Source organism: Halopseudomonas xiamenensis, from assembly GCF_014219065.1.
In the GTDB taxonomy this organism is placed as follows: Bacteria; Pseudomonadota; Gammaproteobacteria; order Pseudomonadales; family Pseudomonadaceae; genus Halopseudomonas; species Halopseudomonas xiamenensis.
In genome coordinates, this window is record NZ_JACLGO010000005.1 from 23,531 (window position 1) to 38,355 (window position 14,825).

General features: G+C 62.8%; 14 protein-coding genes. 5 read left to right on the top strand and 9 right to left on the bottom strand.

Annotated features, from left to right (window positions below; translation table 11 throughout):
* Positions 1–62 precede the first annotated feature (62 nt).
* The 8 genes from rseP to rpsB form a co-directional block, all read right to left on the bottom strand.
* A complete protein-coding gene (gene rseP / locus H6X51_RS04525; protein ID WP_185266331.1) occupies positions 63–1,421 on the bottom strand; it encodes a sigma E protease regulator RseP in 1,359 nt (452 codons plus the stop codon).
* Positions 1,422–1,468: 47 nt separating this feature from the next.
* A complete protein-coding gene (gene ispC, locus H6X51_RS04530; RefSeq protein ID WP_185266332.1) occupies positions 1,469–2,653 on the bottom strand; it encodes a 1-deoxy-D-xylulose-5-phosphate reductoisomerase in 1,185 nt (394 codons plus the stop codon).
* Positions 2,650–3,465: a phosphatidate cytidylyltransferase gene (locus H6X51_RS04535; RefSeq protein ID WP_185266333.1), complete on the bottom strand. Its 816-nt coding sequence runs from the start codon at positions 3,463–3,465 to the stop codon at positions 2,650–2,652. The genes ispC and H6X51_RS04535 overlap by 4 nt, the downstream gene beginning before the upstream one ends.
* Complete coding sequence (gene uppS / locus H6X51_RS04540; RefSeq protein ID WP_185266334.1) at positions 3,465–4,220, bottom strand: polyprenyl diphosphate synthase; 756 nt, start codon at positions 4,218–4,220, stop codon at positions 3,465–3,467. Before uppS ends, H6X51_RS04535 begins: the two co-directional genes overlap by 1 nt.
* A gap of 36 nt (positions 4,221–4,256) precedes the next feature.
* Positions 4,257–4,814, bottom strand: coding sequence for a ribosome recycling factor (gene frr, locus H6X51_RS04545; RefSeq protein WP_185266335.1), 558 nt, complete (start codon positions 4,812–4,814; stop codon positions 4,257–4,259).
* Between the two features lie 3 nt (positions 4,815–4,817).
* Positions 4,818–5,552, bottom strand: a complete 735-nt coding sequence (pyrH, locus tag H6X51_RS04550) for a UMP kinase (protein ID WP_185266336.1) — start codon at positions 5,550–5,552, stop codon at positions 4,818–4,820.
* 183 nt (positions 5,553–5,735) lie between these two features.
* Positions 5,736–6,605 carry a translation elongation factor Ts gene (tsf, locus tag H6X51_RS04555; RefSeq protein WP_185266337.1) on the bottom strand — a complete coding sequence of 290 codons (870 nt, stop codon included), beginning with the start codon at positions 6,603–6,605 and terminating at the stop codon, positions 5,736–5,738.
* 146 nt (positions 6,606–6,751) lie between these two features.
* Positions 6,752–7,492, bottom strand: a complete 741-nt coding sequence (gene rpsB / locus H6X51_RS04560) for a 30S ribosomal protein S2 (protein ID WP_185266338.1) — start codon at positions 7,490–7,492, stop codon at positions 6,752–6,754.
* A gap of 299 nt (positions 7,493–7,791) precedes the next feature.
* Between rpsB and map the strand changes: the two genes are divergently transcribed.
* The 5 genes from map to dapD are packed head-to-tail and all read left to right on the top strand — an operon-like array spanning position 7,792 to position 13,913.
* Positions 7,792–8,580: a type I methionyl aminopeptidase gene (gene map, locus H6X51_RS04565; RefSeq protein WP_185266339.1), complete on the top strand. Its 789-nt coding sequence runs from the start codon at positions 7,792–7,794 to the stop codon at positions 8,578–8,580.
* A gap of 25 nt (positions 8,581–8,605) precedes the next feature.
* The gene (locus H6X51_RS04570; protein ID WP_185266340.1) at positions 8,606–11,305 is read left to right on the top strand and encodes a [protein-PII] uridylyltransferase; all 2,700 of its coding nucleotides are present in this window, start codon (positions 8,606–8,608) and stop codon (positions 11,303–11,305) included.
* 7 nt (positions 11,306–11,312) lie between these two features.
* Positions 11,313–12,509 (top strand): succinyldiaminopimelate transaminase, encoded by a 1,197-nt coding sequence (gene dapC / locus H6X51_RS04575; protein ID WP_185266341.1) that lies wholly within the window; start codon positions 11,313–11,315, stop codon positions 12,507–12,509.
* Positions 12,510–12,511: 2 nt separating this feature from the next.
* A complete protein-coding gene (locus tag H6X51_RS04580) occupies positions 12,512–12,853 on the top strand; it encodes an ArsC family reductase (protein ID WP_185266342.1) in 342 nt (113 codons plus the stop codon).
* 25 nt (positions 12,854–12,878) lie between these two features.
* Positions 12,879–13,913, top strand: coding sequence for a 2,3,4,5-tetrahydropyridine-2,6-dicarboxylate N-succinyltransferase (gene dapD, locus H6X51_RS04585; protein WP_407925943.1), 1,035 nt, complete (start codon positions 12,879–12,881; stop codon positions 13,911–13,913).
* A 59-nt stretch (positions 13,914–13,972) separates the two neighbouring features.
* Here dapD and tcdA read toward each other — a convergent pair whose 3' ends face one another.
* Complete coding sequence (gene tcdA / locus H6X51_RS04590; protein ID WP_185266343.1) at positions 13,973–14,749, bottom strand: tRNA cyclic N6-threonylcarbamoyladenosine(37) synthase TcdA; 777 nt, start codon at positions 14,747–14,749, stop codon at positions 13,973–13,975.
* Positions 14,750–14,825: the final 76 nt, after the last annotated feature.

Consider the following 14,825-nt stretch of genomic DNA (forward strand, 5'->3'; position numbering starts at 1 on the left):
TAATAGGAGTCGGACAACAGCATACGCGCATGTTTCCCCAGCTCCCCGTATTTCTCTGCCGCTCAGTTGCCCAACCGACTTATATCGTTGTAGATGGCAAACAGCATCACGCCGACGATCAGGGTCAATCCTATCTGCAATCCCCAGCCCTGGATACGCTCGGACAGGGGCTTGCCTCTGATCCATTCCGTCACGTAGTAGACCAAGTGACCACCATCGAGCACCGGGATGGGCAGCAGGTTCAGCACTCCCAGGCTGATGCTCAGATAGGCAATGAAACTGAGAAAGCTTTCGACTCCGGACTTGGCCGAGGCGCCCGCCACTTTAGCAATGGTTATCGGGCCGCTCAAGTTTTTTGCCGAGACCAGGCCGGTGATCATCTTTTTCAGCGAATCGAGGGTAAGCGCCGTCATATCCCAGGTTTTCACCAGGGCCACCGGGATCGCCGCCAATGGGTTGTAGTCGATGCTGCGAATCATGTGCTCGGGCCATTCGAAGGCTTCGATACCGGCACCGATGAAGCCGACCGTCCTGCCATCCTGCTCACGCGCATCCGGAGTGATGCTCAGCATGCGCAGCTGCCCATCACGCTGCACGCCCATTTCCAGCGACTGGGCAGGGCTGCCCTGGATACGCGGCACCACCTCGCCCAGCCAGTCGCTGACCGGCTGCCCATCGATGCTCACGACCAGATCGCCGGCCCGCAGGCCGGCACGTTCGGCGGCACCGCCCGGGCTGATCTGGCCGAGCAGCGGTGGTACCGCCGGCTTCCAGCTGGTCAGACCGAGCGCGGTTACCGGGTCCGGCTGATCGACCCCGCGCAACCAGTTATGCAGCTGCAGCGTGTAGTTCTGCGGCGTACCCTCGCCGTCCCGGGCCAGCACCTGCAATTGCCCGGTTTCACCCAGGCGGCGGATCAACTGCAGATTGATGTCGTGCCAGCTGGGCGTCTTGTTGCCGTCGATCTCGATGATCTCCAACCCTTCGCTCAGGCCGGCACGCGCGGCGACGCTGTCGGGCTCGACCGGACCGATGATGGGTGCAACCGTGGTGATACCGAGCACCGCTATCAACCAGAAGGCGACGATGGCGAGCAGGAAGTTGGCCAGGGGGCCGGCGGCCACGATGGCAATGCGCTTCTTCACATCCTTGCGATTGAAGGCCTGATCCAGCTCGGCAGCAGGCACCGGGGCCTCCCGCTCGTCGAGCATCTTGACGTAGCCGCCCAGGGGAATCCCGGCAATGACGAACTCGGTGCCATGGCGGTCATGCCAGCTGTAAAGCGCGGGGCCGAAGCCGATGGAAAAACGCAAAACCTTGACGCCGCAGCGACGTGCGACCCAGAAATGGCCATATTCGTGAATGGTGACCAGCAGTCCCAACGCCACTATGGTGGCCAGCAGAGTAAACAATAGATCCATTCAACGCCTCACTCGGGGAACCCTGCAGACCGGCCCGCGCCGGCCTTTCAGGCCCGGTTTGCCAGCCACCTGTGCGCGTGCTCGCGAGCCTGACGATCAGCCAGCATGACCTGAGCCAGCTCTTCGACCTGCACCGGCGGCAGGCAGTTCAATGTGTGCTCGATGATAACAGGGATATCGGTGAAACCAATGCGCCCATCGAGAAACGCCTGTACCGCCACCTCGTTGGCCGCATTCAGTACGGCACAGGCGGTGCCGCCGGCATCGAACGCCTGGCGGGCCAGCCACAGACAGGGAAAGCGCTGCGGGTCGGGCGCCTGGAAGTCCAGCCGCGCGGTGCTCAGCAGGTCCAGCGCGCTGACCCCGGAGTCGATACGTTCGGGCCAGGCCAGGGCATGTGCGATCGGTGTGCGCATGTCCGGGTTGCCCAGCTGGGCCAATACCGAGCCGTCCACGTAGTCCACCAGCGAATGCACCACGCTCTGCGGATGCACCACCACCTCGACCTGTTCGGGACGCGCATCGAACAGCCAGCAGGCCTCGATCAGCTCCAGGCCCTTGTTCATCATGCTGGCCGAGTCCACGGAGATCTTCTGACCCATCGACCAGTTCGGGTGGGCGCAGGCCTGGGCCGGCGTGACCCCCTTCAGATCCTCCAGAGCGAAATCACGGAACGGACCACCGGAGGCGGTCAGCAGGATGCGCCGTACGCCGACCTGCCCCAGACCGTTGGCGTAGTCGCGCGGCATGCACTGGAAAATGGCATTGTGCTCGCTGTCGATCGGCAACAACTGCGCGCCGGAGCTGCGCACTGCCTGCATGAACAGCGCGCCGGACATCACCAGCGCTTCCTTGTTGGCCAGCAGCACGCGCTTGCCGGCGCGTACCGCTGCCAGCGTCGGCGACAGCCCGGCGGCGCCGACAATGGCAGCCATGACCACATCCACACGCTGGTCGGCAGCCACCTCCGCCAGCGCCTCGACCCCGTGCAGTACCCGGGTCTGCAGGCCGGCGGCCTGCAGCCGCGGCTGCAACTCCCCGGCCTGGGCAGCATCGGCGACCACCGCGAACAGCGGATCATGCTGCCGGCACTGCGCCTCCAGCACGGCCATCTGGCTGTGCCCGGTCAGGGCGAAGACGGCATAACGATCAGCATGTCGCGCCACCACATCCAGTGTGCTGACACCAATCGACCCGGTCGCGCCCAACACCGTTATCCATGCGCGACTCACCCGAGCAGACTCCCGAACAGGTACCAACCCAGTGCGAATACCGGTACCGCCGCCGTCAGGCTGTCGATACGATCCATGATACCGCCGTGCCCGGGCAATAGGTTGCTGCTGTCCTTGAGCCCCTGCTCGCGCTTGAACAGACTCTCGGTGAGATCACCCACCACCGAGAACAGCACCACCACCAGGGTACCGAGCATGCCGATCAGCACCGACTGCGCCGACCAGCCCAGATAGAGCATCGCCGCCACTGCCAGCAACTGACTCAGCAGCACACCACCGAGCAACCCCTCGATGGTCTTGCCGGGACTGACCCTGGGCAGCAGCTTGTGGCGACCGAAGGTCTTGCCCGCGAAATAGGCACCGATATCCGCCGCCCAGACCATCACCACCAACGCCAGGATCAGCCACAGCCCGGCCTCCTGGGCATGCAGCCAGACCAGGCCATACCAGGCCGGCAGCAGCACCAGCAGACCGAACAGCTGGGCGATCAACGAGCCGGACCACAGCCCGCGGCCATTGGGATAGCGGATGATCATCGAGGTCGCCAGCAACCACCAGCCCAGTGCCGGCGCCAGCATGAAGTGCGGCGGCCAGGCATCGCGGTACAGTCCCACCAGCAGCAACGCCACGGCCAGCGCATAGATCACCCGGCCCTTCTGCGTCTGCTCACCAGCCAGGCGTGCCCATTCCCAGGCTCCCAGGGTGACGATGAAGCCGATCATCACCGCGAACCACAGGTGATCGAGCAGCACGAAACCGGCAATGACCAGGGGCGCCAGGATGACGCCGGTAATAATACGTTGCTTGAGCATCAGGACTCCGCTGCCACCTGTTCGCTGGTCTTGCCAAAGCGCCGTTGACGACAGGCGAAATCGGCGAGCGCTGCGCGCATGGCGTCGTGTTTGAAATCGGGCCAGAAGAGATCGGAGAAGTACAGCTCGGCGTAGGCCAGCTGCCACAACAGGAAATTGCTGATGCGCCGCTCGCCGCCGGTGCGTATGCACAGGTCCGGCAGGGGGAAGTCACCGGTGCACAGTCGCGCCTCCATATCCTCGACACTGATCGCCTCGGCATCGAGCATGCCGGCAGCGGCATCCCGCGCCAGGGAGCGGGCCGCCTGGGTAATGTCCCACTGGCCGCCGTAGTTGGCGGCGATCAGCAGTTGCATGCCCTGGCAGCCGGAGGTCAGCGCCTCGGCATCCGCCATCGCCCGCTGCAATACCGGATCGAAACGGCTGCGATCGCCGATGATGTTCAGGCGAATGTCGTTGTCCCGCAGCTTGCGCACCTCGCGGTGCAGGGCGAACAGGAACAGCTCCATCAGCGCCCCCACCTCCTCCTGCGGCCGCGCCCAGTTCTCACTGGAAAAGGCGAACAGCGTGAGCACCTCGACACCTTCCTTGGCGCATACCTCGATCACCGCCCGGACCGCATCGACACCCGCCTTGTGCCCCGCCACACCAGGCAGGAAGCGCTTGCGCGCCCAGCGATTGTTACCATCCATGATGATGGCGACATGCCGCGGTACGGTTCCGGTTACAGCTTTGTTATCGGTGCTATTGATCATGGCGACGGACTCTGGCAGGTCGGGAAACAGACAGCATCAGATCGCCATCAGATCCGCTTCCTTGGCTTCCAGCGCCTTGTCGATCTCGGCAATGTACTTGTCGGTCAGCTTCTGCACCTCGTCGGCTGCACGGCGCTCCTCGTCCTCGCTGATCTCCTTTTCCTTCTGCAGATCCTTGAGCTGGCCCAGAGCATCACGGCGGATGTTGCGCACGGCTACCCGGGCATTCTCCGCTTCACTGCGTGCCTGCTTGGTATAGCCCTTGCGGGTTTCCTCGGTCAGCGCCGGCATGGGTACGCGGATGGTGGTGCCCGCGGTCGCCGGGTTCAGGCCCAGGTCGGAGGTCATGATGGCCTTTTCCACCGCCTGGATCATGCTCTTGTCGAACACGCTCAGCGCCAGGGTGCGCGAATCCTCGACGGTGACGTTGGCCACCTGGCGCAGCGGCGTATCGGCGCCGTAGTAGGACACCATGACACTGTCCAGGATACTCGGGTGCGCGCGACCGGTGCGGATCTTGGCGAAGGCGCCATCCAGCGACTCGGTAGACTTCTTCATGCGCTCCTGCGCTTCTTGCTTGATTTCGTTGATCATTACTCAGCCCTCGATCAATGTTCCCTCGGCGCTTCCTACCACTGCATTGAGCAGCGCGCCGGGCTTGTTCATGTTGAATACCCGCAGGGGCATCTGGTGATCGCGAATCAGACAGATGGCCGTCAGATCCATTACGCCCAGCTTGAGGTCCAGTACCTGGTCATAGCTGAGCCGGTCAAAACGTTCGGCATTCGGATCCTTCATCGGATCCCGGTCGTACACGCCATCAACCTTGGTCGCCTTGAGTACCACATCGGCATCCACTTCGATACCGCGCAGGCAGGCGGCGGTGTCAGTGGTGAAGAACGGATTGCCGGTACCAGCGGAAAATATTACCACGTCGCCACCGGCCAGATAGCGCATTGCCTTGCGCCGATCATAATGCTCGGTGACCCCTTCCATGGCAATCGCCGACATCACCCGGGTCTGGATATTGGAGCGCTCCAGGGAGTCGCGCATGGCCAGCGCGTTCATCACCGTGGCGAGCATACCCATGTGGTCGCCGGTGACCCGGTCCATGCCGGCGGCGCTGAGCGCTGCGCCGCGGAACAGGTTGCCACCGCCAATGACCAGCCCCACCTGGACCCCGATGCCGATCAACTGGCCGATCTCCAGCGCCATGCGGTCCAGTACCTTCGGGTCGATACCGAAGTCCTCGGTGCCCATCAGGGCCTCACCGCTGAGTTTTAGAAGAATTCGCTTGTACTTGGGCTGACGGCTGCTAGGTACCTGGGCCATTCATCACTCTCCTGCTGTGGGGTGAAACACTCAACGAGTCACACCCAGACAACCGGAGCGCTGACTTGTTCAGTATTTCTTAAAAAGAAGGCTTCACGCCTGCGCGTGAAGCCTTCCTGGGTAACCTGGTTGCAGACTCCCCAGCGGGAGTCTGCAGGAGCGTCGGTCACACCGCACCATGACTTACTGCTTGGACGCAGCCACCTGGGCAGCCACTTCGGCAGCGAAGTCGACCTCGGCACGCTCGATGCCCTCGCCCACTTCGAAGCGGGTGAAGGAAACGATCTCGGCACCGGCTTTCTTGGCCAGTTCGCCAACCTTGACTTCCGGATCCTTGACGAAGGCCTGCTCGACCAGGCTGGCTTCGGCGAGGAACTTGTTGATCCGGCCCTTGACCATGTTCTCGACGATATTTTCCGGCTTACCAGCGATCTTGTCGGCGTTCAGAGCCAGGAAGATTTCCTTTTCCTTCTCGACCACCTCAGGGGATACCTGGGACGGATCGAGCAGTTGCGGGTTGCTGGCGGCAACGTGCATGGCGATGTCGCGGGCCAGGTCAGCGTCGCCACCTTTCAGGGCAACCAGAACACCGATGCGGTGACCGTGCAGGTAGGCACCAACCACATCGCTCTCGACGCGAGCCAGACGACGGATGTTGACGTTCTCACCACACTTGGCCACCAGCGCCTCACGGGCGGATTCCTGATCAGCGATCAGCGGCGCAGCGTCAGTGTAGCCAGCGGCGAAGCCTTTCTCCAGGCTGTCGTTGACGAAGGCCTTGAAGTCATCCTGCAGCGCCAGGAAGTCGGTCTGGGAGTTGACTTCGATGATGATGGCGGACTTGTTGTCGTCAGCCACCTTGACCGCGATGGAACCTTCGGCGGCAATGTTGCCAGCCTTCTTGGCGGCCTTGATCGAGCCGGCGGCACGCATGTCATCGATGGCTTTCTCGATATCGCCACCGGCAGCAGCCAGTGCCTTCTTGCAATCCATCATGCCCTGGCCGGTACGCTCACGCAGTTCCTTGACCATGGCGGCAGTAATCTGTGACATGAATTATTCCTCTGACTTGCTTGATTGGGAGCTGTCCGCTGCTCAGGACAGCCTCAACATGTTGCTTTCAAGATATTTCAACATAGTGCAAAAAGGGGGCATGGCCCCCTTTTTGAATACGGCTTTCAGACCACGCCGATTCCCGCTCAGCCTTCGGAGGCCTCGGAGACAGTAGCGGCTTCCTCGACGAACTCATCGACACCGCCGCTGTTCTTGCCGCGCAGTACCGCGTCAGCCATGGCACCAGCGTACAGCTTGATGGCGCGAATGGCGTCATCGTTGCCGGGGATCACGTAGTCGACGCCTTCCGGGCTGCTGTTGGTATCGACGATGCCGATCACCGGGATGCCCAGCTTGTTGGCTTCGGTGATGGCGATGCGTTCATGCTCGACGTCGATCACGAAGATCGCATCGGGCAGGCCGCCCATGTCCTTGATACCACCCAGACTGCGATCCAGCTTTTCCAGATCGCGCGAACGCATCAGCGCTTCTTTCTTGGTCAGCTTGGTGAAAGTGCCGTCTTCGGCCTGGGTTTCCAGGTCGCGCAGGCGCTTGATCGACTGACGGATGGTCTTGTAGTTGGTCAGCATGCCGCCGAGCCAACGGTGATCCACATAAGGCATGCCGGCGCGGGTGGCTTCTTCAGCGATGATTTTGCTGGCAGCGCGCTTGGTACCGACGAACAGCAGCTTGTTCTTGCCGCTGGCCAGTTTCTCCACAAAGCTCAGGGCTTCGTGGAACATGGGCATGGTCTTTTCCAGGTTGATGATGTGGATCTTGTTACGTGCACCGAAAATGAACTTGCCCATTTTCGGGTTCCAGTAACGGGTCTGGTGGCCGAAGTGCGCACCGGCCTTCAGCATGTCACGCATGGAAACTTGGGTCATGATAACTCCATATATAGATCGGGTTGAGCCTCCACATATCCCGCTGTCCAACCCCGCAGGGCACCCAGGACAACGTGTCGATATGTGTGCGGTTTCAGTAATGCCTGTGGCGGAAAAGTCCCGCGTTCATTCAGGCGCGGCGCTTTATATCACAAAATGCCGGGCAGAATAAAGGCTGACGTGCCGGACGGCACACCCTGCCCCGATGCACACAGCCCCTGACCAGTTCTGATAAACTCTCGCCAGATCAATCCATCCCGCACGCCGGCTGGCGTGGCAACACGAGAGAATTTGCCCTCATGAGCGTATCCATCAAGACCCCCGAAGACATCGCCGGCATGCGCGTGGCCGGCCGACTGGCCGCCGAGGTGCTGGAGATGATCGGGGAATACGTCAAGCCGGGCGTGACCACCGAGGAACTGAACCAGCGCTGCCATGATTATATCGTCAACGTTCAGCAGGCCATTCCCGCCCCGTTGAACTACGGCGGTGGCCATGGTCGTATCCCGTTCCCCAAGTCCATCTGCACCTCGCTCAATCATGTGGTCTGCCATGGCATCCCGAATGACAAGCCACTGAAGAATGGCGATGCGATGAACATCGACATCACCGTGATCAAGGACGGCTACCACGGCGACACCAGCAAGATGTTCCATGTCGGCGATACTCCCGACTGGGTCACCCGGCTGTCGCGGGTCACCCAGGAATGCCTGTATAAAGGTATCTCGGTGGTGCGGCCCGGTGCCCGGCTGGGTGATATCGGCCAGATCATCCAGGATCACGCCCACGCCAACCGCTACAGCGTGGTACGCGATTATTGCGGGCACGGCATCGGCAAGGTGTTTCATGAAGAACCCCAGGTGCTGCACTACGGCAAGGCCGGCACCGGCCTGGAACTGCAGGAAGGCATGACCTTCACCATCGAGCCGATGCTCAACCAGGGCCGCGCGGAAACCCGCCTGCTGGGCGATGGCTGGACCGCCATCACCAAGGACCGCAAGCTGTCGGCCCAGTGGGAGCACACCATCCTGGTGACGGCCGATGGTTACGAAATCCTGACCCTGCGCAAGGAAGAAACCTTCCGCTGAGATCTACCGGAATCGAGGAAGCACTGTGGATCACGAATTATTTGACCCGAGCCAGTTCAAAGCCGACCTGGCATTAGCACGCAGCCCGATTCCCGCTTTCAAGAAAGCCCTCCAGCACGCCGCGGATGTCCTGCAGGCGCGCTTCGAGGGTGGCCGCGACATCCACAAGCTGATCCATGATCGCGCCTGGCTCACCGACCAGATCCTGCGCCAGGCCTGGACCACCCTGGCCTGCCCCGAAGCCGACGACATCGCCCTGCTGGCGGTCGGCGGCTACGGCCGCGGCGAACTGCACCCGCATTCGGACATCGACCTGCTGATCCTGCTGCGCGACGGCAACAGCGGCGAGCGTTACCACGAGGCCATCAGCCGCTTCCTCACCCTGCTCTGGGATATCGGTCTGGAGGTCGGCCAGAGCGTGCGCAGCATCGACGAATGCCAGCAGGAGGCGCGCGCCGACGTCACCGTCATCACCAACCTGATGGAATCACGCATCCTGGTCGGCGACCAGCCGTTGCGCCAGGCCATGATCGACGCGGTCGGCCCGCAGCAGATGTGGACCAGTGCCGAGTTCTTCCGCGCCAAGCGTGCCGAGCAGCACGCCCGGCATGCCAAGTTCAACGATACCGAGTACAACCTCGAACCCAACGTCAAGAGCTCCCCCGGCGGCCTGCGTGACATCCAGACCATCGGCTGGGTGGCGCTGCGCCACTTCGGCACCAGCAACCTGCGCGAACTGGTGGACCAGGGTTTTCTCAACGAGCCCGAATACAACATCCTGGCCGGCGGCCGGGCCTTTCTCTGGCAGGTGCGCTTCGCCCTGCACACCCTGGCCGGGCGCGCCGAGGACCGTCTGCTGTTCGACCATCAGCGAGCCCTGGCCCGGCTGTTCGGCTTCGAGGACAACGACGCCAAGCTGGCGGTCGAGCGCTTCATGCAGAAGTACTACCGCATCGTCATGTCATTGTCGGAACTCAACGACCTGCTGATGCAGCATTTCGAGGAGATCCTGCTGCGCGATGCCGAGGCGGCGACTATCCAGCCGCTCAATGCCCGCTTCCAGGTGCGCAATCACTATATCGAAGTGACCCACCCGCAGGTGTTCAAGCGTACCCCCTTCGCCCTGCTGGAGATCTTCCTGCTGATGGCCCAGCACCCGGAAATCCGTGGTGTGCGCGCCGACACCATTCGCCTGCTGCGTGATCACCGGCACCTGATCGACGACGAGTTTCGCAGTGATATCCGCAACACCAGCCTGTTCGTCGAGCTGCTGCGCTGCCGCGAAGGCATTCATCGCAACCTGCGGCGGATGAACCGCTATGGCATCCTCGGGCGCTACCTGCCGGAGTTCGGCCGTATCGTCGGGCAGATGCAGCACGACCTGTTCCACATCTACACGGTGGATGCGCACACGCTGAATCTGATCAAGCACCTGCGCAAGCTCGGCCGCCCCGACTACCAGGAAAAGTACCCGCTGGCCTGGAAGATCTTCTGCCGCCTGCCCAAGCCGGACCTGCTGTACATGGCCGGGCTGTACCACGACATCGCCAAGGGCCGCGGCGGCGACCACTCCGAACTCGGCGCGCTCGATGCTACCCGCTTCTGCCAGCGCCACCAGTTGCCGGCCTGGGACACCCACCTGGTCAGTTGGCTGGTGGAGAACCACCTGATCATGTCCACCACCGCCCAGCGCAAGGACATTTCCGATCCGCAGGTGATTCATGACTTCGCCGTGCAGATGGGCAACCAGGTACGCCTGGACTATCTGTACGTGCTGACCATCGCCGATATCAATGCCACCAACCCGAACCTGTGGAACTCCTGGCGCGCCTCGCTGCTGCGCCAGCTGTACACCGAAACCAAACGCGCCCTGCGCCGCGGCCTGGACAACCCGCCCAACCGCGCCGAACAGATCGCCGATACCCAGCGCGCCGCCATGGACATCCTGGTGCGCAGCGGCATCGACGAGGACGATACCGAGGCGTTGTGGGCCCAACTGGGCGACAACTATTTTCTGCGCCATACCGCCAGCGATATCGCCTGGCACACCGAGGCGATCGTCCAGCACCCCCTGCACCGCGGGCCACTGGTGCTGATCAAGGAGACTGCCCAGCGCGAGTTCGAAGGCGCCACCCAGATCTTTCTCTACACTCCCGAACAGCACGACCTGTTCGCGGTGACGGTGGCGGCCATGGACCAGCTCAACCTGAGCATCCAGGACGCCCGGGTGATCACCACCAACCACATCAACCTGGGTACCTATATCGTGCTGGACGCCGATGGCGGCTCGATCGGCGACAATCCCGAGCGTACCCGCGAGATCAAGCGCGAGCTGGTCGACGCGCTGTCCGACCCGGATGCCTACCCGGCGATCATCCAGCGCCGGGTCCCGCGTCAGCTCAAGCATTTCGCCTTCGCCCCGGAAGTCACCATCTTCACCGACCATGGTGGCCAGCACACCATCCTCGAACTCAGCGCCCCCGACCGGCCCGGTCTGCTGGCAAAGATGGGAAAAATATTTCTGGATTTCGACATCAGCGTGCAAAATGCCAAGATCGTCACGCTGGGCGAACGCGTGGATGATGTTTTCGTACTGACCGATGCCGACAACCAACCGTTGTCCGACCCGCAATTGTGCCAGCGCCTGCAGAACACCATTATCCGAACGCTCAGTTACAACACCGGCCAGCCGGACACCGGCATGCCGCAATCCATGGATATCTGAGGACCGGATGAACACCGATCTGCAACGGCTGCAGCCCTACCCGTTCGAGAAACTGCGGGCGCTGCTCGCCGACGTCGTGCCCAATCCCGAGCTGGCACCGATTTCCCTGTCCATCGGCGAGCCCAAGCATGCTGCCCCGGCCTTTGTGCTGGACACCCTGGCCGCCAATCTGGCACAGGCCGCGGTCTACCCGACCAGCGCCGGCCTGCCGGCGTTGCGCCAGGGTATCGCCGGCTGGCTCAACCAGCGCTTCGGGCTGCCGGCCGGCATGCTCGATGCCGAGCGCCATGTACTGCCGGTCACCGGCACCCGCGAGGCGCTGTTTTCCTTCACCCAGGCCGTGGTGCAGCGTGATCCCCAGGGCCTGGTGGTCAGCCCCAACCCCTTCTACCAGATCTACGAAGGCGCCGCGCTGCTGGCCGGAGTGCAGCCGCACTACCTGCCCTGCGACGCCCGCCAGGGCTTCATTCCCGATTTCGACCGGGTGCCGGCGGATATCTGGCAACGCTGCCAGTTGCTGTTCATCTGCTCCCCCGGCAACCCCACCGGCGCGGTCATTGCGCTGGAGCAACTGCAGAAACTCATCGAGCTGGCTGATCGTTACGACTTCGTCATCGCCTCGGACGAGTGCTACAGCGAGATCTACCCCCCGGGCCAGAGCGCGCCGCCCGGCCTGCTGCAGGCCTGCGCCGCCATGGGCCGTAGCGACTTCGCCCGCTGCGTGGTGTTCCACAGCCTGTCCAAGCGCTCCAACCTGCCCGGCCTGCGCTCCGGCTTCGTCGCCGGCGATGCCAGCCTGCTCGGCCCGTACCTGACCTACCGCACCTACCACGGTTGCGCCATGCCGATCCCCACCCAACTGGCCAGCCTCGCCGCCTGGCAGGACGAGCAGCATGTCGCGGCCAACCGCGAGATGTACCAGAGCAAGTTCGATGCGGTGCTGAGCATTCTCGGCGACGTCATGGACATCCAGCGCCCCAACGCCGGCTTCTACCTGTGGCCAGCCACGCCGCTGGACGACGAGACCTTCACCCGGCGCCTGCTCGCCGAGCAGAACGTCGCGGTGGTACCGGGCCGCTATCTGTCCCGTGAAGTCGATGGCCACAACCCCGGCGCCGGCCGGGTACGCATGGCCCTGGTCGCACCGCTGGCCGACTGCATCGAAGCCGCCCACCGTATCCGCACCTTTATCAGGAGCCTGTGAAGATGATCACCCTGTATGGCATCAAGGCCTGCGACACCATGAAGAAAGCCCGCACCTGGCTGGACGAGCACGGTATCGAGTACCACTTCCATGACTACAAGAAGGAAGGCATCGACGCCGAACACCTGCGCAACTGGTGTCAGGAGCACGGCTGGGAGAAGGTCCTCAATCGCCAGGGCACCACCTTCCGCAAGCTCGACGACGCGGACAAGCAGGATATCGACCTGGACAAGGCCGTCGCCTTGATGCAGGCCAACCCCTCGATGATAAAAAGACCGGTACTGGATATCGGCCCACGGCGTCTGGTCGGCTTCAAGCCGGAACTGTACGCCACTGCCTTTTGACACCACGCACGAAGGATCCACACTGATGAGCGACCATTTCAGTCTTGCTCTGGGTATCGGCACCCAAAACAGCGCCGGCGACTGGCTGGAGGTGTTCTACCCCCAGCCCATTCTTCACCCTGACCGCGAGCTGGTGGCGATATTCGCCACACACCTCGCCTACCAGGGTGGCAACCAGGCCATCAAGCTGCCTCCCAATCAGTGCGCCGTACTCGGCAAAGCCCTTGTCGATGCAGGCTTTGCCGAGCTCGGCGCATTGACCAGCCAGTTGCAGCACAGCACCCGGCCGCTGGTGGTCACCATCCTCGAAACCGACGATGCACCCACCACCACACCTGGCGCCTACCTCAAGTTGCACCTGCTGTCGCACCGCCTGGTCAAACCGCATGAGGTGGTGCTGGCCGGGCTGTTCCCGCTGCTGCCGAATGTGGCCTGGACCAACCAGGGCGCGATCGATATCCAGGAACTCCCGCAACGCCAGCTCGAAGCCCGCCTGCGCGGCGAGGACCTGCAGGTACACAGCGTGGACAAGTTCCCGATCATGACCAACTACGTGGTACCCAACGGGGTACGCATCGCCGATACCGCCCGGGTGCGCCTGGGCGCCTATATCGGCGAGGGCACCACGGTGATGCATGAAGGCTTCATCAACTTCAATGCCGGTACCGCCGGCACCAGCATGGTCGAAGGCCGCATCTCCGCTGGCGTGTTCATCGGCAAGGGCTCGGACCTGGGCGGCGGCTGCTCGACCATGGGCACCCTGTCCGGTGGCGGCAATATCGTCATCTCGGTAGGTGAAGGCTGCCTGATCGGGGCCAACGCCGGTATCGGCATCCCGCTGGGCGACCGCTGCACCGTGGAAGCCGGCCTGTACATCACCGCCGGACTGAAGGTCGCCCTGCTGGATGACGCCGACAACCAGGTGGGCATCGTCAAGGCACGGGAGCTGGCCAACCAGCCGGACCTGCTGTTCCGCCGCAACTCACAGACCGGTTCGATCGAGTGCAAGACCAACAAGAGCGCCATCGCACTGAATGACATGCTGCACTCGCATAACTGATGCTAAGGAAGCCCGGTGCGCCGGGCTTCTGGCTCACAGTGAACAGGTATGGCTGAGACTCAACGTAGAATCCGCTTGACCGCCTGCGCTGCCGCCACCATGCCAAAGGTGGCAGTGACCATGGTCACCGAGCCGAAGCCACCCGAGCAATCCAGCTTCACCCCCTCACCGACGAAGGCCTTCTGCTGGCACACCGAGCCATCCGGCTTGGGATAGCGCAGCTGCTCGGTGGAATACACACAGGGCACACCGAAGCTGCGCTTGCTGTCGGCACGCGGGAAGTTATGGTCGCGCCGCAGCAGTGAACGCGCCTTGGCCGCCAGCGGGTCGTTGACGGTCTTCGACAGATCGGCCACGGTGATCATGGTCGGGTCGATCTGCCCACCGGCACCGCCGGTGGTGATGATGGGAATCTTGCGCCGCCGACACCAGGCGATCAGCGCCACCTTGGAGGCAACGCTGTCGATGCAGTCCACCACGCAGTCGATGTCCGCGGTGATGTATTCAGCCAGGGTGTCGGGCGTGACGAAACCCATGATCGGACGCACCTCGCAGCCCGGGTTGATCGCCTGCAGGCGCTCGCCCATCACCTCCACCTTCAGCCGTCCGATATTGCCCTTCATCGCCGGCAGCTGGCGATTGGTATTGGTCACGCAGATGTCATCCATGTCGATCAGGGTGATGCGACCTATGCCGGTACGTGCCAGCGCCTCGGCCGCCCAACTGCCGACCCCGCCGATACCTACCACCGCCACATGGCTGGCCTGCAGGCGCGCGAGGGCGTCACGGCCATAGAGCCGGGCTATGCCACCGAATCGGGGATCATCAACGGACATGTCAACCTCGCAGCAATCAGGCCGCGCAGTATACCCCATGTGCCACCTGCTCAATAAACGACCAGCAACGCCAAAG

Bases quoted from the DNA above. Each gene is read 5' to 3' on its own strand.
- pyrH (WP_185266336.1), bottom strand. From the start codon at position 5,552: ATGGCCCAGGTACCTAGCAGCCGTCAGCCCAAGTACAAGCGAATTCTT.
- H6X51_RS04535 (WP_185266333.1), bottom strand. From the start codon at position 3,465: ATGCTCAAGCAACGTATTATTACCGGCGTCATCCTGGCGCCCCTGGTC.
- rseP (WP_185266331.1), bottom strand. From the start codon at position 1,421: ATGGATCTATTGTTTACTCTGCTGGCCACCATAGTGGCGTTGGGACTG.
- dapC (WP_185266341.1), top strand. From the start codon at position 11,313: ATGAACACCGATCTGCAACGGCTGCAGCCCTACCCGTTCGAGAAACTG.
- tsf (WP_185266337.1), bottom strand. From the start codon at position 6,605: ATGTCACAGATTACTGCCGCCATGGTCAAGGAACTGCGTGAGCGTACC.
- H6X51_RS04580 (WP_185266342.1), top strand. From the start codon at position 12,512: ATGATCACCCTGTATGGCATCAAGGCCTGCGACACCATGAAGAAAGCC.
- uppS (WP_185266334.1), bottom strand. From the start codon at position 4,220: ATGATCAATAGCACCGATAACAAAGCTGTAACCGGAACCGTACCGCGG.
- map (WP_185266339.1), top strand. From the start codon at position 7,792: ATGAGCGTATCCATCAAGACCCCCGAAGACATCGCCGGCATGCGCGTG.
- rpsB (WP_185266338.1), bottom strand. From the start codon at position 7,492: ATGACCCAAGTTTCCATGCGTGACATGCTGAAGGCCGGTGCGCACTTC.
- frr (WP_185266335.1), bottom strand. From the start codon at position 4,814: ATGATCAACGAAATCAAGCAAGAAGCGCAGGAGCGCATGAAGAAGTCT.
- dapD (WP_407925943.1), top strand. From the start codon at position 12,879: ATGAGCGACCATTTCAGTCTTGCTCTGGGTATCGGCACCCAAAACAGC.
- tcdA (WP_185266343.1), bottom strand. From the start codon at position 14,749: ATGTCCGTTGATGATCCCCGATTCGGTGGCATAGCCCGGCTCTATGGC.